At 61.4% G+C, this 18,597-nt stretch carries 12 protein-coding genes; 6 read left to right on the top strand and 6 right to left on the bottom strand.

Going from position 1 to position 18,597, the window contains the following annotated elements:
* Positions 1-18 precede the first annotated feature (18 nt).
* A complete protein-coding gene (gene dacB, locus AC07OV_RS15310) occupies positions 19-1,479 on the bottom strand; it encodes a D-alanyl-D-alanine carboxypeptidase/D-alanyl-D-alanine endopeptidase (protein ID WP_176996322.1) in 1,461 nt (486 codons plus the stop codon).
* Positions 1,480-1,717: 238 nt separating this feature from the next.
* Between dacB and AC07OV_RS15315 the strand changes: the two genes are divergently transcribed.
* Complete coding sequence (locus AC07OV_RS15315) at positions 1,718-2,062, top strand: YggL family protein (RefSeq protein ID WP_016979277.1); 345 nt, start codon at positions 1,718-1,720, stop codon at positions 2,060-2,062.
* Between the two features lie 37 nt (positions 2,063-2,099).
* Here the strand turns inward: AC07OV_RS15315 and AC07OV_RS15320 are convergent, their stop codons facing one another.
* Positions 2,100-3,290 carry a benzoate/H(+) symporter BenE family transporter gene (locus AC07OV_RS15320; protein WP_495092503.1) on the bottom strand — a complete coding sequence of 397 codons (1,191 nt, stop codon included), beginning with the start codon at positions 3,288-3,290 and terminating at the stop codon, positions 2,100-2,102.
* A 228-nt stretch (positions 3,291-3,518) separates the two neighbouring features.
* Here AC07OV_RS15320 and AC07OV_RS15325 point away from each other — a divergent pair, with 228 nt between their 5' ends.
* On the top strand, positions 3,519-4,283 hold the full coding sequence (locus tag AC07OV_RS15325) for a GntR family transcriptional regulator (RefSeq protein WP_176996320.1): 765 nt from the start codon (positions 3,519-3,521) through the stop codon (positions 4,281-4,283).
* Between the two features lie 156 nt (positions 4,284-4,439).
* Here AC07OV_RS15325 and guaD read toward each other — a convergent pair whose 3' ends face one another.
* From guaD to xdhA, 4 genes are all read right to left on the bottom strand, one after another.
* Positions 4,440-5,744: a guanine deaminase gene (guaD, locus tag AC07OV_RS15330; RefSeq protein ID WP_495092504.1), complete on the bottom strand. Its 1,305-nt coding sequence runs from the start codon at positions 5,742-5,744 to the stop codon at positions 4,440-4,442.
* A 12-nt stretch (positions 5,745-5,756) separates the two neighbouring features.
* The gene (gene xdhC / locus AC07OV_RS15335) at positions 5,757-6,596 is read right to left on the bottom strand and encodes a xanthine dehydrogenase accessory protein XdhC (RefSeq protein ID WP_494997608.1); all 840 of its coding nucleotides are present in this window, start codon (positions 6,594-6,596) and stop codon (positions 5,757-5,759) included.
* Positions 6,597-6,705: 109 nt separating this feature from the next.
* Positions 6,706-9,105 (bottom strand): xanthine dehydrogenase molybdopterin binding subunit, encoded by a 2,400-nt coding sequence (xdhB, locus tag AC07OV_RS15340; RefSeq protein ID WP_494997607.1) that lies wholly within the window; start codon positions 9,103-9,105, stop codon positions 6,706-6,708.
* Positions 9,098-10,546, bottom strand: a complete 1,449-nt coding sequence (gene xdhA, locus AC07OV_RS15345; RefSeq protein ID WP_495092505.1) for a xanthine dehydrogenase small subunit — start codon at positions 10,544-10,546, stop codon at positions 9,098-9,100. Before xdhA ends, xdhB begins: the two co-directional genes overlap by 8 nt.
* A gap of 280 nt (positions 10,547-10,826) precedes the next feature.
* On the opposite strand from xdhA, the gene AC07OV_RS15350 reads away from it, so the two are divergent.
* The 4 genes from AC07OV_RS15350 to ligA all read left to right on the top strand — a co-directional run bounded on the left by AC07OV_RS15350 (position 10,827) and on the right by ligA (position 18,551).
* Positions 10,827-11,486 carry a GntR family transcriptional regulator gene (locus AC07OV_RS15350; protein WP_176996315.1) on the top strand — a complete coding sequence of 220 codons (660 nt, stop codon included), beginning with the start codon at positions 10,827-10,829 and terminating at the stop codon, positions 11,484-11,486.
* A gap of 2 nt (positions 11,487-11,488) precedes the next feature.
* Entirely contained in the window at positions 11,489-14,977 is a 3,489-nt protein-coding gene (smc, locus tag AC07OV_RS15355; RefSeq protein ID WP_494997604.1) for a chromosome segregation protein SMC, read from the top strand.
* Between the two features lie 259 nt (positions 14,978-15,236).
* Positions 15,237-16,103 carry a cell division protein ZipA gene (gene zipA, locus AC07OV_RS15360; RefSeq protein ID WP_176996313.1) on the top strand — a complete coding sequence of 289 codons (867 nt, stop codon included), beginning with the start codon at positions 15,237-15,239 and terminating at the stop codon, positions 16,101-16,103.
* An 87-nt stretch (positions 16,104-16,190) separates the two neighbouring features.
* Positions 16,191-18,551: an NAD-dependent DNA ligase LigA gene (gene ligA / locus AC07OV_RS15365; protein WP_495092506.1), complete on the top strand. Its 2,361-nt coding sequence runs from the start codon at positions 16,191-16,193 to the stop codon at positions 18,549-18,551.
* Positions 18,552-18,597: the final 46 nt, after the last annotated feature.

Here is an 18,597-nt window from a genome sequence, read left to right on the forward strand (position 1 = left end):
GCCGGCTCCTACAAAGGCCTACAGGACCGGGGCGGCAGCCACGGCCTTGGGTTGGCGGTACAGGTCGAGCAGCACCTGATCCAACACAGACGAAGCGCCCCACGGTTTCGAGTCGTTGAGGATCGCCACCACCACCCAGCTGTTGCCGTTGTTGTCGCGGCTGAACCCGGCGATGGCGCGCACGGTATTCAAGGTGCCGGTCTTCACGTGGGCTTCACCGCGCATGGCCGTGGTTTTCAGGCGTTTACGCATGGTGCCGTCGGTGCCGGCAATCGGCAGCGAGCTGATGTATTCCGCCGCGTAAGGTCCTTTCCAGGCCGCTTGCAGCATGGCCGCCATCTCACGGGCGCTGACCCGTTCGGCGCGGGACAGGCCGGAGCCGTTCTCCATCACCAGGTGCGGTGCCGTGATGCCTTTTTTCGCCAGCCATTGACGCACCACGCGTTGCGCAGCCTTGGCATCGTCGCCGTCGGCATCGTTGCGGAACTGCGCGCCCAGGCTCAGGAACAGCTGCTGGGCCATGGTGTTGTTACTGTATTTGTTGATGTCGCGGATGATCTCCGCCAGGTCCGGCGAGAATGCGCGGGCCAGCACCTTGGCGTCTTTGGGTACCGGCGCCTGGATATCACGGCCCTGGATGGTGCCGCCCAGTTCCTGCCAGATCGCACGCACGGCGCCGGCGGTGTAGGTGGCGTGGTCGAGCAGCGACAGGTAGGTCTGCGAGCTGCAGCCATCGCCCAACTGGCCGCTGACGGTGACGGTCACGCTGCCATCAGCCGCCGTGACCGGGTTGTAGCGCACGTCGCCGGTGCACTGCTTGGCGTTGGAGACTTTCACTTGGTTGTCGATGCGAATGCTGGCAATCGGCGGTTCGACCGACACGATCACCCGGCCCGAATCGTTGCGGGTCACGAAGCGCAAGGCCTTGAGGTTGACCAACAGGGCGTCCGGCTTGACCAGGAACGGCTTGTTCTCGTCGTTGCCGTCGTCGTTGAACTCGGGCAATTGCGGTTGGTTGAAGAAGCTGCGGTCCAGCACCAGGTCGCCGGTGACTTGCTGCACGCCATTGGCACGCAGGTCACGCATCAGCAGCCAGAGCTTTTCCATGTTCAGCTTGGGGTCGCCGCCGCCCTTGAGGTACAGGTTGCCGTGCAACACGCCACCGCTGAGGGTGCCGTCGGTGTAGAACTCGGTTTTCCACTGGTGGTTGGGGCCGAGCATTTCCAGGGCGGCGTAGGTGGTGACCAGCTTCATGGTGGAGGCGGGGTTGACCGACACGTCGGCGTTGAACACGGTCGGTGTACCGGGGCCGTTGAGCGGCAGCATCACCAGGGACAGCGAGGTATTGGGAATCTTGGCTTTCTGCAGGGCCTGTTGGACATTCGGCGGCAGGGTGTTGTTGATCGGGGCGGCGGTGACGGAAAAGGCCAGGGGCAGGAGAACGCTGGCAAGCAGAAATGGACGCAAAGATTTGATCATAAGAAGTAAAACCCTACTGCTGAGGAGGGTGAAAAAGGCGAGGGGTAAATAGGAAAAATCCCTCAATGGTCATGAAAGTGTCGGCATTATGCCCCAAGGTGGATCCACTTGTAGCTGAACGATAGCTGGTATTAGGCGTTTTTTTTGCGGGCTAATGGCCGCCTGTCCCAGAGAGTCGGGCAATCGCCGCCTTAAACTGCTAAAGTGCCGCCCGTTATTACTTAAGAGGATTGTTCCAATGGCGACTAACCGTTCCCAGCGTCTGCGCAAAAAACTGTGCGTTGATGAATTTCAAGAGCTGGGTTTCGAACTGAACCTGGACTTCAACGAAGGCCTGAGTGAAGAAGCTATCGACGCTTTCCTCGAAGCATTCATCAAAGAAGCCATGGAAGCCAACGGCCTGGGCTACGTGGGCGGCGACGACTTCGGTCTGGTTTGCCTGCAGAAGCGCGGCTCGGTGTCCGAAGAGCAACGTGCTGCTGTTGAAGCCTGGCTGAAAACCCGTTCCGAGCTGACCAAGGCTGAAGTCAGCCCGCTGCTGGACGTGTGGTATCCGGAAAAGCCGATCAACGCGGCTAAGTGATACTCAAAAAAACGGCGACCTGAGGGTCGCCGTTTTTTTATGCCTTGCGCCAGTTCAGAATCAATAGCGTCAACACTCCCGCCACAATCCCCCAGAACGCTGAGCCGATGGAAAACAGCGTCAAGCCAGACGCGGTGACCATAAAGGTGATCAGCGCCGCTTCCCGTTCCTTCGGCTCATTCATGGCAATGCTCAAGCCATTGATGATCGAGCCAAACAGCGCCAAGGCTGCAATCGACAGCACCAGCTCCTTGGGCAGGGCTGCGAACAGTGCCGCCAAGGTAGCGCCGAACACCCCGGCAATCCCGTAGAACACACCGCACCACACCGCCGCGGTGTAGCGTTTGTTGCGGTCTTCATGGGCATGGGGGCCGGTACAGATGGCCGCGCTGATCGCTGCCAGGTTGATGCCGTGGGAGCCGAAGGGCGACAGCACCAGGGAAGCCAGGCCGGTGGCCGTGATCAGCGGCGAGGCCGGCACGTTGTAACCATCGGCACGTAGCACGGCAACACCCGGCATGTTCTGTGAGGTCATCGCCACCACAAACAGCGGGATGCCGATGCTGATGGTGGCGGCCAGGGAGAAGTGCGGGGTGGTCCACACCGGCGTGGCCACTTCCAGGTGAAAGCCGCTGAAATCCAGCAACCCCATCAGCCCCGACAGTGCGGTGCCGATCACCAATGCGGCCAGTACCGCATAGCGCGGTGACAGGCGTTTGATCACCAGATAGGTGAAAAACATCCCCAGCACCAGGCCGGTGCGATGCTGCGCGGCGACGAAGATCTCGCTGCCGATCTTGAACAGGATGCCGGCGAGCAAGGCCGCCGCCAGCGATGCCGGGATACGCCTGACCAGTTTTTCAAAGCTGCCGGTCAGCCCGCAAATCGTCACCAGCACTGCGCAGGTGATGTAGGCACCAATGGCTTCGCCATAACTCACGCCGCCCAGGCTGGTGATCAACAGCGCCGCGCCGGGGGTGGACCAGGCAATGGTGATCGGCGTGCGATAGCGCAGGGACAGGCCGATGCTGCACACCGCCATGCCGATGGAGATCGCCCAGATCCACGAGGAAATCTGCGCCGTGGTCAAGCCGGCGGCCTGGCCGGCCTGGAACATCAGCACCAGGGAGCTGGTGTAGCCGGTCATCATGGCGATGAAACCGGCGACGACCGCGGACGGCGAAGTGTCGGCCAACGGGCGCAACGGCGCTTGGGTGGCGTGTGTCATGGCGAGGTGTTCCTTTTACCTGAGGCTTTTTACCGATGAAGGCGTGAATTCAAGCCTAAACTCAAACGTAACCACTCATTGCAATACAGCCGACACCGCAAACAGCCGTACAGTGTGTTGGCGCAACCGGTTGTGTACAATGTGCCCTGTTTTTAGGTGATACTTGCCAGCGACACGCTGTTGCCGTATTACCGTTAATTCGCCGCCGTTCTCCAAACCCGAGTGCCCATGAACGAACAGTTGCAACCTCTCAAGAAACAACCGCGAGCTGGCAAGGCCGGTCGCAGCGGAACCCAGGACGATATCGTCTACGCGCATATCTTCGAGGCGATCCTCGAACAACGCCTGGCACCCGGTACCAAATTGAGTGAAGAGGCACTGGGCGAAATCTTTGGCGTCAGCCGCACCATCATTCGCCGTGCGCTGTCGCGCCTGGCCCATGAAGGCGTGGTGCTGCTGCGGCCCAATCGTGGCGCCGTGGTTGCCAGCCCGAGTGTCGAAGAGGCCCGCCAGGTGTTCATGGCGCGGCGTCTGGTGGAGCGGGCGATCACCGAACTGGCGGTACAGCACGCCACGGCCGAACAACTGGCCGAACTGCGCCAGATGGTCAACGATGAGCGCGACAGTTTCTCCCGGGGCGATCGCGGTGCGGGCATCCGCCTTTCCGGTGAATTCCACCTCAAGCTGGCCGAAGCGGCGAAGAACGCGCCGTTGATCAGCTTCCAGCGCAGCCTGGTGTCCCAGACGTCGTTGATCATCGCCCAGTACGAAAGCGGCAACCGCTCGCACTGCTCCTACGATGAACACACCCAGTTGATCGATGCGATCGAAGCGCGGGACGCGGTGCTGGCGGTGGATTTGATGATGCATCACATGGATCACATCGACAGCAAGCTCAACCTCGATGAAGAGAGCGCGTCGGATGATTTGCATGCGGTGTTTTCGCACCTGTTGCAGACCAAGAAGCCAGGGCGTTCCTCGATCAAACTCTGATCCCGATAAAAAATGTGGGGGCCGGCTTGTGTGGGAGCTGGCTTGCCTGCGATGGCATCACCTGGGTCTAACAGAAAGACCTAGGTGTCTGCATCGCAGGCAAGCCAGCTCCCACATAAACCCGCTCCCACATTTGGTTTTGTGGTGTACCTGAACTTAGCGTTGGTGCACGAGCTGCCCCGCCGCATACGTCTGCAACACCGTCCGATCATCCCCCAGCGTCATCAGCACAAACAACGTCTCGGCAATGGTGTTCGCCTGCTTCAAGCGATAGCTCAGCAGTGGCGTGGCGTTGTAGTCCAGCACCAGGAAGTCCGCATCGGTGCCTGGCTGCAGCGTGCCGATCTTGTCTTCCAGGCGCAGCGCACGCGCACCGCCCAGGGTTGCCAGGTACAGCGACTTGAACGGGCTCAACCGCGCGCCCTGCAACTGCATCACCTTGTAGGCTTCGTTCAGGGTTTGCAGCAGCGAGAAGCTGGTGCCGCCGCCCACGTCGGTGCCCAGGCCTACGTTCAATTTGTGTTTTTCCGCCATTGGCAGGTTAAACAAGCCACTGCCGAGGAAGAAGTTTGACGTAGGGCAGAACGCAACCGCCGAGCCGGTTTCTGCCAGGCGCGCGCACTCGTCATCACACAAATGCACACCATGGGCAAACACCGAGCGTTCGCCGAGCAGCTTGTAGTGGTCGTACACATCCAGGTAGCCGTTGCGCTCCGGGAACAGCTCTTTCACCCACTCCACTTCCTGCTTGTTCTCACTGATGTGAGTCTGCATGTAAAGGTCCGGGTATTCGCCCAGCAATTGCCCGGCGAGTGCCAGTTGTTCCGGCGTACTGGTCGGTGCAAAGCGTGGGGTGACCGCGTAGTGCAGGCGGCCTTTGCCGTGCCAGCGCTCGATCAGCGCCTTGCTTTCCTGGTAGCCGCTTTCGGCGGTGTCGGTGAGGTAGTCCGGCGCGTTGCGGTCCATCATCACCTTGCCGGCGATCATACGCAGGTCGAGCTTCTCGGCCGCTTCGAAAAAGGCATTCACCGACTGCGGGTGCACGCTGCCGAACACCAGTGCGGTGGTGGTGCCGTTGCGCAGCAGTTCCTTGATGAAAATGTCGGCGACTTCCTCGGCATGGGCCTTGTCGGCGAACTGGCTTTCACACGGGAAGGTGTAGGTGTTGAGCCAATCCAGCAACTGCTCGCCGTAGGCGCCGACCATGCCGGTTTGCGGCAGGTGGATGTGGGTGTCGATCAGGCCGGGGGTAATCAGCGCATCTTGGTAGTGAGTGACTTCGATGTCGGCAGGCAGCGTCGGCAACAAGTCACCGGCATGGCCGATGGCGCTGATCTGGCCGTTTTCGATCATCAGCAGGCCGTCTTCAAAGTACTCATAGGAGGCTTCGATCCCCACTTGCGCAGGGTCGGCGATGCTGTGCAGGAGGGCGGCACGGTAGGCTTTGCGAGTCAAAGGCATGGTGATCTCAATTCAAATGGCTTGGCTGCGACGTGACGCCGGCAGCAGTTTGGCAATGGGTTCGGCGCTTGCGGTGTGCTGGCCGAAATTGGCGTTATAGGTGGCGATGATTTCGCCGGCGATGGAGATCGCGATTTCCACCGGCAATTTGCCCTTCACCTCGGTGAGGCCCATGGGGCAGCGCATGCGTTGCAGTTGCGCGGCGTCGAAGCCGCGATCACGCAGGCGGTGTTCGAACTTGACGCGTTTGGTCTTCGAGCCGATCAGGCCGAAGTAGGCGAAGTCGTTGCGCTTGAGCAGGGCAGCGGTGAGTTCCAGGTCCAGCGCGTGATTGTGGGTCATCACGATGCAGTAACTGCCCACCGGCAGGTCGGCAATTTCGTCGACCGGCTCTTCGCTGACGATTTTACGCACGCCTTGTGGGATATGTTCCGGAAACTCCTGGTCACGGGAATCGATCCAGCGCACCCGGCACGGCAGGCTGGCCAGCAACGGCACCAGTGCGCGGCCCACGTGGCCGGCGCCAAACACAGCGATCTGCGCCTGCACCTGGCCCATGGGTTCGAACAGCAACACGGTCACACCACCGCAGCACTGGCCCAGGCTGGCACCGAGGCTAAAGCGCTCCAGGTGGGTGTTCTGCTGGCCACGCACGAGCATGTCCCGGGCGATCTGCATCGCCTTGTATTCCAGGTGGCCGCCGCCGATGGTGTCGAAGGTTTGCGCGGCGCTGATCACCATCTTGGAACCGGCGTTGCGTGGCGTGGAGCCGAGTTCTTCGATGATGGTGACGAGTACGCAGGGTTCACCGCGGTTTTGCAGGTCGGCGAGGGCGCTGATCCAATAATTCATAGTCACCTCTTGTGGTGTCTGTGAGACCGCTATCGCTGGCAAGCCAGCTCCTACAGTTGATCGCGTTCCCTGTAGGAGCCGGCTTGCCGGCGATAGCAGCACCTCGGTCCTAAAGCGAAGCCAGCTCGGTTTCAGTCTCAACAGCCTTCGCCGCACTCAACTGCCGCATCTGCTCACATCCCCACAACACCCGCTCCGGCGTCGCCGGCGCATCGATCTTCGGCTGATGGCGATAGTCACCCAGGCTCGCCACCGCATCCTTGATCGCGCACCACGAGGCAATTCCGAGCATGAATGGCGGCTCGCCCACGGCCTTGGAATGGAACACCGTGTCTTCCGGGTTCTTGCGGTTCTCCACCAGCTTCACCCGCAGGTCCAGTGGCATGTCGGCCACGGCCGGGATCTTGTAGCTGGCCGGGCCGTTGGTCATCAGCTTGCCCTTGTTGTTCCACACCAGCTCTTCCATGGTCAGCCAGCCCATGCCCTGGATGAAACCGCCTTCCACCTGGCCAATGTCGATGGCCGGGTTCAGCGAGGCGCCCACGTCGTGGAGAATGTCGGTGCGCAGCATCTTGTATTCGCCGGTCAGGGTATCGACGATCACTTCGCAGCAGGCGGCGCCAAAGGCGAAGTAGTAGAACGGCCGACCCCGTGACTGGCTGCGGTCGTAGTAGATTTTCGGGGTCTTGTAGAAGCCGGTGCTCGACAGCGAGACCTGGGCGAAATACGCCTGCTGGATCAACGCCTCAAACGTCAGGATCTGGTCGCGCACCCGCACATGGCCGTTGTGGAATTCCACGTCCGCTTCGCTCACGTCGTACTTGCGTGCGGCGAATTCCACCAGGCGCTGCTTGATGGTTTCGGCAGCATTCTGTGCGGCCTTGCCGTTCAGGTCGGCACCGCTGGAAGCGGCAGTTGGCGAAGTGTTGGGCACCTTGTCAGTGTTGGTCGCGGTGATCTGCACGCGGTCGATTTCCACCTGGAACACTTCGGCGACCACTTGTGCGACCTTGGTGTTCAAGCCCTGGCCCATCTCGGTGCCGCCGTGGTTCAGGTGGATGCTGCCGTCGGTGTAGATGTGAATCAGCGCACCGGCCTGGTTGAGGAAGCTGGCGGTAAACGAAATGCCGAACTTCACCGGGGTCAGCGCCAGGCCTTTTTTCAGGATCGGGCTGTGGGCGTTGTACAGGCGGATCGCTTCGCGGCGCTCGGCGTATTGGCTGCTGGCTTCCAGCTCGGCGGTCATCTCTTCGAGCATGTTGTGCTCGACAGTCTGGTAGTAGTGAGTGACGTTGCGCTCGGTCTTGCCGTAGTAGTTGGCCTTGCGCACCGCCAGCGGGTCCAGCGCCAGGTGGCGGGCGATGGCGTCCATCACTTCTTCGATGGCAACCATGCCCTGCGGGCCGCCGAAGCCGCGATACGCGGTATTGGACGCGGTGTTGGTCTTGCAGCGATGGCCGTTGACCGTGGCGTCGCCCAGGTAATACGAGTTGTCGGAGTGGAACATGGCGCGGTCGACAATCGAGTTGGACAGGTCTGGTGAGCAGCCGCAGTTGCCCGCCAATTCCAGGTTGATCCCGTGCAGGCGGCCGCTGTCGTCAAAGCCCACGTCGTATTCGATATAGAAGGGGTGGCGCTTGCCGGTCATCAGCATGTCTTCGACGCGCGGCAGGCGCATCTTGGTCGGCTGGCCGGTGATGCGTGCAACCACTGCGCACAGGCACGCGGGGCTGGCGGCCTGGGTTTCCTTGCCGCCAAAGCCGCCGCCCATGCGGCGCATGTCCACGACGATCTTGTTCATCGACACGTCCAGCACTTCGGCCACCAGCTTCTGCACTTCGGTGGGGTTCTGCGTGGAGCAGTAGACGATCATGCCGCCGTCTTCAGTGGGCATCACCGAAGAGATCTGGGTTTCCAGGTAGAAGTGTTCCTGGCCGCCGATGTGCAAGGTGCCCTGGATACGGTGTTTCGCCGTGGCCAATGCGCCCGCTGAGTCGCCACGCTGGTGGGTGTGGCTGTCGAGCACAAAGTGCTTCTTGCGAAACGCCTCGACCACGTCCAGCACCGGCTCCAGGTCTTCGTATTCGATCACGGCGGCCATCGCCGCTTTGCGTGCGGTTTCCAGGTCGCGGGCCGCCACTGCCAGCACCACCTGGCCAACGAACTGCACGGTGTCGATGGCCAGCAACGGGTCGCCGGGCATCAGCGGGCCGATGTCTTTCAGGCCCGGCACGTCTTCGTGGGTGATGGCGATGCGCACGCCTTCAAAGGCGTAGCAGGGCGCGGTGTCGATGCTGATGATGCGCGCATGGGCGCGGTCGGACATGCGTGCATACAGGTGCAACTGGTTGGGGAATTCCAGGCGGTCATCGATGTACTGCGCTTCACCGGACACATGCTTGGCGGCGCTGTCATGCTTGACGCTGCGGCCCACACCTGAGGTGAGGTCCTGGGCGAACAGCTCGGCCAGTTCAGCCTGGGTTTTAACGACGGCGTGATGGTTAGACATAAGCGGTCACCCGAGTCTCGATGTGTGGCGTTTGCAGCTCGATGAAGTATTTGCGCAGCAGGTTCTGGGCGCTGAGCAGGCGGTATTCCTTGCTGGCGCGGAAGTCAGAAAGCGGGGTGAAGTCTTCGGCCAGGGCGGCGCAGGCTTTTTCCACGGTGGCAGCGTTCCAGGTCGCGCCGATCAGCACGGTTTCGCAGTGCTTCGCACGTTTGGGGATGGCGGCCATGCCGCCAAAGGCCACGCGGGCATCGCTGATTACACCGTTGTCGAGCTTCAGGTTGAACGCGGCGCAGACAGCGGAAATGTCATCGTCCAGGCGCTTGGAAACCTTGTACGCGCGAAACAGCGTGTGGCCCTTGGGCACGATGATCTTCTCGATGAACTCGCTGTCTTGGCGGGCGGTGACGCGGTAGTCGATGAAGTAGTCTTCCAGCGCCAGGGTACGGCGGGTGTTGCCTTTGCACAGCACGATCTGCGCGCCCAGGGCGATCAGCAGCGGCGGCGAATCGCCGATGGGCGAAGCGTTGCCGATGTTGCCGCCCAGGGTGCCCTGGTTGCGGATCTGCAGGGAGGCGAAGCGGTGCAGCAAGTCGCCGAAGTCCGGATAGGCGTGGTGCAGCGCGGCGTAGCAGTCGGAGAGGGCGGTGGCGGCGCCGATTTCCAGGCGATCGTCGAAGTCTTCGATGCGCTTCATCTCGTCGATATTGCCGACGTAGATCATCACCGGCAGTGTGCGGTGGAACTGGGTGACTTCCAGCGCCAGGTCGGTGCCGCCGGCCAGCAGGCGGGCTTGGGGGTAGGCGTCATAGAGGTCAGCCAGGTCGGCGACGGTCAGCGGCACCAGGCAGCGCTTGTCGCCGCTGTTGAGTTCACCGGTTTGCGTTGGCGCGATGGCTTTGAGCTGGGCGATGGTCTCGGCTTGGCGGCTGTCGAACTGGTCTTGGGGTTTGTTGCAGCACGCCTGTTCGGCGGCGGCTAGGATTGGGCGGTAGCCGGTGCAGCGGCACAGGTTGCCGGCCAGGGCTTCGTGGGCTTTTTGGCTGTCGGGGGCATCGCTGTTCTTTTGCAGGGCGAACAGCGACATCACGAAACCCGGGGTGCAAAAGCCGCATTGCGAGCCGTGGCACTCGACCATGGCCTGTTGCACGCTGTGCAGTTGGCCCTGGTGCTTGAGGTCTTCGACGCTGATCAGTTGCTTGCCGTGCAGGGAAGACACAAAGGTCAGGCACGAGTTGAGGCTGCGATAACGGATCTGCTCGACGCCTTGTGCATCGGTATGCAGCTCGCCGACCACCACGGTGCACGCACCGCAATCGCCGCTGGCGCAGCCTTCCTTGGTACCGGATTTGCCCAGGTGCTCACGCAGGTAGTTGAGCACGGTCAGGTTGGGGTCCAGGGCGTGCTCGCTACGGAGTTCCCTGTTAAGTAAAAACTGGATCACGGAAGGCCTCGCAGACTCATTATTGTTGTTAACCGCTTTGCGCCGAATCTAGTCATCTCTGACTTTTCGGTCAATGATTTTCTGACCAGAAGGTCAAGAAAATGCAGTCGCAACACTTTCAATTATGGTCCAGTCTTCTGGAACCGGCGTTTTCAGGGGCTTTTGGCTTTTCAGCGCTGCTTATTTCATGCCAAATTCGCCACGGTGGGCGTAGCGCCATCAGCGGGCCAATGCGCTACACTGCCGCGCTTGTACCGATAGAAGATTTTGAAGGGAAAACATGACGTTCAAGGCGCCGGACAGTCTCGCCGAGCAAATTGCTCACCACCTCGCCGAACGTATCATTCGCGGCGATCTCAAGCCTGGGGAGCGGATCCAGGAACAGAAGGTCACGCTGGCACTCAATGTCAGCCGTGGTTCCGTGCGTGAAGCCTTGCTGATCCTCGAACGCCGCCACCTGATCGCGATCCTGCCGCGCCGTGGTGCCCACGTCACCGAGCTCACCGCGCACAAGGTGCAGAGCCTGTGCACCTTGATGGGCGAGCTGTACATCCTGCTGGGCAACGCCGTGGCCCAAGGCTGGCAGACCCAGGCTGACATGGGCCCGTTCCTGCAGATCCAACAGCGCCTGGTGGCGAGTTTCGAGCGCCAGGACATCCGCGCCTTCGTCGAAGAAAGCTTCAACGTGATGCGCGCCGCGTACCCCTTCGCCAATAACCCGTACCTGCAGGAAACCGTCGAGAACCTGCAACCGGCGATGAACCGCGCTTATTACCTGGCGCTGGATCAGCGCAAGGCGTCGATGAGCGAGTACCTGACGCTGTTCGAGCAACTGCTCGCCGCCGTGCTCGCCCGTGACCTGGTGCAGATCCGCCAAGTACTCTCGGCCTATGGCCAGCGCAGTTGCTCGCTGGTCATCGCTGCGTTGGCGGACGCCTAAACGTGCGGCTCAAGTGCATCAAACTGGCGGGGTTCAAATCCTTCGTCGACCCGACCACGGTGAACTTCCCCAGTAACATGGCGGCGGTGGTCGGGCCCAATGGTTGCGGCAAGTCGAACATCATCGACGCCGTCCGTTGGGTGATGGGCGAGAGCTCGGCGAAAAACCTGCGTGGCGAGTCGATGACCGACGTCATCTTCAACGGCTCCACCAGCCGTAAGCCGGTGAGCCAGGCCAGCATCGAATTGGTGTTCGATAACTCCGATGGCACCTTGATCGGCGAATACGCAGCTTATGCGGAAATTTCCATCCGCCGCAAAGTGACCCGCGACAGCCAGAACAGCTACTTCCTCAACGGCACCAAGTGTCGCCGTCGGGACATTACCGATATTTTCCTCGGCACAGGCCTGGGCCCGCGCAGCTACTCGATCATCGAACAGGGCATGATCTCCAAGCTGATCGAAGCCAAGCCCGAAGACCTGCGCAACTTTATCGAGGAAGCGGCCGGCATCTCCAAGTACAAGGAGCGCCGTCGCGAGACTGAAAACCGCATTCGCCGTACCCACGAAAACCTCGCCCGCCTCACCGACCTGCGCGAAGAGCTGGAGCGCCAGTTGGAGCGCCTGCACCGCCAGGCCCAGGCCGCCGAGAAGTATCAGGAATACAAGGGCGAAGAGCGCCAGCTCAAGGCACAGCTGTCGGCCCTGCGCTGGCAGGCGTTGAATGACCAGGTGGGCCAGCGCGAAGCGATCATCGGCACCCAGGAAATCAGCTTTGAGGCCCTGGTGGCCGAGCAGCGCAATGCCGACGCCAGCATCGAGCGCCTGCGTGACGGTCACCATGACCTGTCCGAACGCTTCAATCTGGTGCAGGGCCGCTTTTATTCGGTGGGCGGCGACATTGCCCGCGTCGAGCAAAGCATCCAGCACGGCCAGCAGCGCCTGCGCCAGTTGCAGGATGACTTGAAGGAAGCCGAGCGCGCGCGCCTGGAGACCGAATCCCACCTGGGCCATGACCGCACCTTGCTGCTGACCCTCGGCGAAGAGCTGGACATGCTCACCCCCGAGCAGGAAGTCACCAGCGCCGCCGCCGAAGAGGCCGCCGCCGCCCTGGAAGAATCCGAAACCACTATGCACGGCTGGCAGGAGCAGTGGGACACCTTCAACCTGCAATCCGCCGAGCCGCGCCGTCAGGCTGAGGTGCAACAGTCGCGCATCCAGCAACTGGAAACCAGCATGGAGCGCCTGGCCGAGCGCCAGCGCCGCATGCAGGAAGAGCGCGCGTTGCTCTCCGCCGACCCGGAAGACGCGGCGATCATGGAGTTGAGCGAGCAACTGGCCGAAAGCGAAATGACGCTGGAAGAGCTGGAAGCCAGCGAAGAACAACAAGTGGAGCGCCTGGAGCAATTGCGTCAGCAACTGCAACAGGCGACCCAGGCGCAACAGCAGGCCCAGGGTGATTTACAGCGCTTGAACGGGCGTCTGGCGTCCCTGGAAGCCTTGCAGCAAGCCGCGCTGGACCCGGGCACTGGCACCGCCGAATGGTTGCGCGACCAGCACCTGGCCGAGCGCCCGCGTTTGGCCGAAGGCTTGAAAGTGGAAGCCGGTTGGGAGCTGGCGGTGGAAACCGTGCTGGGCGCTGACCTGCAAGCGGTGCTGGTGGATGATTTTGGCGCGTTCGACCTGTCGGGTTTTGCCCAGGGTGACTTGCGTTTGCTCAGCCCGGCAGCGGACGGCACGCGAGTACCGGGCAGCTTGCTGGATAAAGTCGAGGCGGCGATTGACCTGTCGCCGTGGCTGGGCCAGGTCAAACCGGTGGATTCGCTGGAGCAGGCGCTGGCCCAGCGCGGTCAACTGGGTGCTGGTGAAAGCCTGATCAGCCGCGACGGCTATTGGGTCGGTCGGCACTTCTTGCGGGTGCGTCGCGCCAGTGAAGCGGAAAGCGGCGTGTTGGCCCGAGGCCAGGAAATCGTCAACCTGATCGCCGAGCGTGAAGAGCGCGAAGCCACCCTTGAAGGCCTGGAAACCCAGCTGCAAACCTTGCGCGCCACCCAGCGCCAGCAAGAGACCGGCCGCGAACACCTGCGCCGCCTGTTGCAGGACGAAGCGCGCCAGCAAGGCGAGCTGAAAGCCCAGCTTTCCGCGAGCAAAGCCAAGGTCGAGCAACTGACCCTGCGCCGTACCCGTCTTGACGAGGAAGTCGCCGAGATGGGCGAGCAGCGCGCCCTGGAACACGAACAGATTGGCGAGGCGCGCCTGCATTTGCAGGAAGCCCTCGACAGCATGGCGCTGGACACCGAGCAGCGCGAACTGCTGCTGGCCCAGCGCGACAGCCTGCGCGAGCGCCTTGACCGCGTGCGCCAGGAAGCCCGTCAGCATAAAGATCACGCCCACCAGTTGGCGGTGCGTTTGGGTTCGCTCAAGGCTCAGCACGCGTCCACGGCCCAGGCCCTCGAGCGTTTGGAGATGCAGTCCGAACGCCTCACCGAAAAGCGCGAGCAACTGAGCCTCAACTTGGAAGAGGGCGAAGCGCCACTGGAAGAGTTGCGCCTCAAGCTCGAAGAGCTGCTCGACAAGCGCATGACCGTCGATGAAGAACTCAAGACCGCGCAAATCGCCCTGGAAGACGCCGACCGCGAACTGCGTGATGCCGAAAAGCGCCGCACCCAGGCCGAGCAACAATCCCAACTGATCCGCGGCCAGCTCGAGCAACAGCGCATGGAATGGCAAGCCCTGACCGTGCGCCGCAAGACCTTGCAGGACCAGTTGCTCGAAGACGGCTACGACCTGCACGGCGTGCTCAATACGCTGACCGCCCAGGCCAACGAGAAAGACGCCGAAGAAGAACTTGAGCGCATTGCTGCGCGTATTCAACGCCTCGGCGCGATCAACCTCGCGGCTATCGACGAATACCAGCAACAGTCCGAGCGTAAGCGTTACCTGGACGCCCAGGACGCCGACCTGGTCGAGGCACTGGACACCTTGGAAAACGTGATCCGCAAGATCGACAAGGAAACCCGTAATCGTTTCAAAGATACCTTTGATCAGATTAATGGCGGTTTACAGGCCTTATTCCCGAAAGTTTTCGGTGGAGGCAGCGCTTACTTGGAACTGACGGGCGAAGATCTACTCGATACTGGGGTAACGATCATGGCGCGGCCTCCGGGCAAGAAGAACAGCACCATCCATTTGTTGTCCGGCGGCGAGAAGGCCCTGACCGCATTGGCCCTGGTATTTGCCATCTTCAAGTTGAACCCGGCGCCGTTCTGCATGCTCGATGAAGTTGACGCCCCGCTGGATGACGCTAACGTTGGACGGTACGCACGCTTGGTTAAAGAGATGTCCCAGACGGTGCAGTTCATCTATATCACCCACAACAAGATCGCCATGGAAATGGCTGATCAACTGATGGGTGTGACGATGCACGAACCGGGCTGTTCGCGCCTGGTGGCGGTGGACGTGGAAGAAGCGATGGCGATGGTGGAATCCTGAACCACGCTTTGAAAGAGAATTTTCAGCAGGATGTAAGGTGATGGAACCGGCTGTGAAATATGGCAAATGGACATATTTGTTCAAGGCATTTTGACAGACGGTGTAAAGTTATCTTTGGTCGTGCTAGTTTAATGTCAATTTTTCGTGTGCGTGGGCAAAACGTCAGTCAGAACATAGAGTTGGCGCCACGTTTTAAAGCGGTTTGCACGGTGCTAAACCCCTTATTTTTCAGCATTTTTTATTAGAGGCACGGGATTACATGGAAATCGGTCTGCGCGAGTGGCTGATCGTCATCGGCATTATTGTCATTGCCGGTATTCTTTTTGATGGCTGGCGCCGGATGCGCGGCGGCAAGGGCAAGCTCAAGTTCCGCCTGGACCGAAACCTGTCCAACCTGCCGGACGACGACGGCAGTGCCGAGCTGCTGGGGCCGCCCCGTGTGCTGGATACCCATAAAGAACCGCAACTGGACGAGCACGACCTGCCGTCGATGAGCGCGCCGCTGCGTGAAGCCCGTGAGCCGTCTTCCAAGCGAGGCAAGCGCAACAGCGCGGCGGTCGCCGAGCCGCATCAGGGCGACCTGAACCTCGACGTCGATGAAGGCCCGAGCTTCAGCAGCCGCGACGATGATTTCCCGGACGAGAACATTGGCAAGAGCACCGCGCCGCGTCAGTCGGTAAACGACCAGCCGGCCGCTGAAGAAGTGCTGGTGATCAGCGTGATTTGCCGCGACGCGGCCGGCTTCAAGGGCCCGGCGCTGTTGCAGAACATCCTGGAAAGCGGCCTGCGTTTTGGCGAGATGGACATCTTCCACCGTCACGAAAGCATGGCGGGTAACGGCGAAGTGCTGTTCTCCATGGCCAACGCGGTCAAGCCGGGCACGTTCGATCTGGACGACATCGACCTGTTCAGCACCCCGGCCGTGAGCTTCTTCCTCGGTTTGCCAGGCCCGCGTCACCCGAAACAAGCGTTCGACGTGATGGTGGCGGCAGCCCGCAAGCTGTCCCAGGAGCTCAATGGCGAACTCAAGGACGATCAACGCAGCGTCCTGACCGCCCAGACCATCGAACACTACCGTCAGCGCATCGTCGAGTTCGAGCGTCGCGCCCTGACACAGAAACGCTGAGGTTCGATCTTAAGCGTTGTCTGTAGAATCCGTGCACTAACATATTGAGCAGCTTCGGCTGCTCTTTTGCTTTATGAGAGAACACCCATGACCGCCGCCCACACCCGCATCCTCGAACTGCGCGCTGAACTGGATCAGCACAACTACCGCTACCACGTCCTCGACGAGCCGAGCATCCCGGACGCCGAGTACGACCGGCTGTTCCACGAGCTCAAGGCCCTGGAGGCCGAGCATCCGGAGCTGGTCACGCGGGATTCACCGACGCAGCGGGTGGGCAGTGCGGCGCTGTCGGCGTTCACCCAGGTCAAGCATGAGATCCCCATGCTCAGCCTTGGCAACGCATTCGATGAAACCACTATGCTGGAATTCGATCGTCGGGTTACCGAAGGTCTCGACCTGCCGGTGGGCGACCTGTTCGGCGGTGGCGCGGCGGTGGAATACAGCTGCGAGCCGAAACTGGACGGCCTGGCGGTCAGCCTGTTGTACCAGGATGGCGAGTTGGTACGCGGCGCCACCCGTGGCGACGGCACCACTGGCGAGGACATCAGCGTCAACGTGCGCACCGTGCGCAATATTCCGTTAAAACTGCACGGCAGCGGCTGGCCGGCGACCCTGGAAGTGCGTGGCGAAGTGTTCATGTCCAAGGCCGGGTTCGAGCGGCTCAATGCTTCGCAGCTGGAAGTTGGCGGCAAGACCTTCGCCAACCCGCGCAACGCCGCTGCGGGCAGCCTGCGCCAGCTGGATTCAAAGATCACCGCCAGCCGCCCGCTGGAATTCTGCTGCTATGGCGTGACCACGGATATCAGCGACACCCACATCGGCAACCTGCAACAGCTGCAGAAGTGGGGCATGCCCATCAGCCACGAGCTGAAGCTGGCCAAGGGCATCCAGGATTGCCTCGAGTACTACCGCGATATCGGCGAGCGGCGTAACAGCCTGCCGTACGAGATCGACGGCGTGGTGTTCAAGGTCAACAGCATTGCTTCCCAGCGTGAGCTGGGCTTTCGTGCCCGCGAGCCGCGTTGGGCCATCGCCCATAAATTCCCGGCCCTGGAAGAACTCACCGAATTGCTCGACGTGGAGTTCCAGGTCGGCCGCACGGGCGCCGTCACCCCGGTGGCGCGCCTCAAGCCGGTCAAGGTCGCGGGTGTCACTGTGTCCAATGCCACCTTGCACAACATGGACGAAGTGGCGCGCCTGGGTGTGATGATCGGCGACACGGTGATCATCCGCCGTGCCGGTGATGTGATCCCGCAAGTCGTCTCCGTGGTGCTTGAGCGCCGTCCGGAAAACGCCCGCGCGGTGCCTATTCCCGAGAGCTGCCCGGTGTGCGGTTCCCATGTGGAGCGCACCCAACTGGTCAAGCGCAGCAAGGGCAAGGAAACCGTCAGCGAAGGCGCGGTGTACCGCTGCGTCGGGCGACTGGCGTGTGGGGCGCAGCTCAAGCAGGCGATCATTCATTTCGTCTCGCGTCGCGCCATGGACATCGACGGCCTGGGCGACAAGACCATCGAGCAGTTGGTGGACGAGAAACTCATCGGCTCGCCGGCGGATCTCTACAAACTCAAGTACGAACAGATCATCGACCTGGAGGGCTTTGCCGATATCTCCAGCAAGAAGCTGATCGCCGCCATCGAAAACAGCAAGACGCCGACCCTGGCGCGGTTTATCTACGCCCTGGGTATTCCCGATGTGGGCGAGGAGACCGCCAAGGTGCTGGCAAGGTCCCTGGCGTCGCTGGAGCGCGTGCAGAAGGCCTTGCCGGAAGTGCTGACGTACTTGCCTGACGTGGGCCTGGAAGTGGCGCATGAGATTCACAGCTTCTTTGAAGACAGCCATAACCAGGAAGTGATCGGTGCATTGCTGTCGCCTGAAGAATGCGGGCTTCAATTGCAGGATCAGGGCGACTTGAGCGCCGAGTTCGCTGCCAGCGCCACGTTGGGTGGCTTGCTCGACAAGCTGCACGTGCCGAGCGTTGGCCCGGGTGCTGCGCAGAAACTGGCGGACAAATTTGGCAGCCTCGAAGGCGTGATCAAAGCCGACTGGCTCGACATGCGTCAGGCGCTGCCCGAGAAGCAGGCCAAGGCCGTGCGCGAGTTCTTCGATAATGCCGACAACGCCAACCGCGCCCTGGCCATCGAGCAGCAGCTCCGCGACTTCGGCATGCATTGGCAGAGCGAGAAAAAAGTCGTCGAAGGCTTGCCCGAAGCAGGGCATACCTGGGTGCTTACTGGCTCCCTGGAGTTGATGAGCCGTGACGTGGCCAAGGACAAGCTGGAAAGTCTCGGCGCCAAGGTGGCCGGTTCCGTTTCGGCGAAAACCCACTGCGTGGTCGCCGGGCCGGGCGCGGGCTCCAAGTTGGCCAAGGCCAGCGAGCTGGGTCTGAAGGTGCTGGACGAAGAAGCCTTCGTCGCCTTCCTCGCCAAGCACAACATCACCGTCGACTAACCCTGTAGGAGCCCGGGGGGGGGGGGGGGGGGGGGGGGGAGGGGGG

It is taken from the genome of Pseudomonas sp. GW821-FHT09A09 (assembly GCF_059418405.1).

Bases quoted from the DNA above. Each gene is read 5' to 3' on its own strand.
- dacB (WP_176996322.1), bottom strand. From the start codon at position 1,479: ATGATCAAATCTTTGCGTCCATTTCTGCTTGCCAGCGTTCTCCTGCCC.
- AC07OV_RS15315 (WP_016979277.1), top strand. From the start codon at position 1,718: ATGGCGACTAACCGTTCCCAGCGTCTGCGCAAAAAACTGTGCGTTGAT.
- AC07OV_RS15320 (WP_495092503.1), bottom strand. From the start codon at position 3,290: ATGACACACGCCACCCAAGCGCCGTTGCGCCCGTTGGCCGACACTTCG.
- AC07OV_RS15325 (WP_176996320.1), top strand. From the start codon at position 3,519: ATGAACGAACAGTTGCAACCTCTCAAGAAACAACCGCGAGCTGGCAAG.
- guaD (WP_495092504.1), bottom strand. From the start codon at position 5,744: ATGCCTTTGACTCGCAAAGCCTACCGTGCCGCCCTCCTGCACAGCATC.
- xdhC (WP_494997608.1), bottom strand. From the start codon at position 6,596: ATGAATTATTGGATCAGCGCCCTCGCCGACCTGCAAAACCGCGGTGAA.
- xdhB (WP_494997607.1), bottom strand. From the start codon at position 9,105: ATGTCTAACCATCACGCCGTCGTTAAAACCCAGGCTGAACTGGCCGAG.
- AC07OV_RS15350 (WP_176996315.1), top strand. From the start codon at position 10,827: ATGACGTTCAAGGCGCCGGACAGTCTCGCCGAGCAAATTGCTCACCAC.
- zipA (WP_176996313.1), top strand. From the start codon at position 15,237: ATGGAAATCGGTCTGCGCGAGTGGCTGATCGTCATCGGCATTATTGTC.
- ligA (WP_495092506.1), top strand. From the start codon at position 16,191: ATGACCGCCGCCCACACCCGCATCCTCGAACTGCGCGCTGAACTGGAT.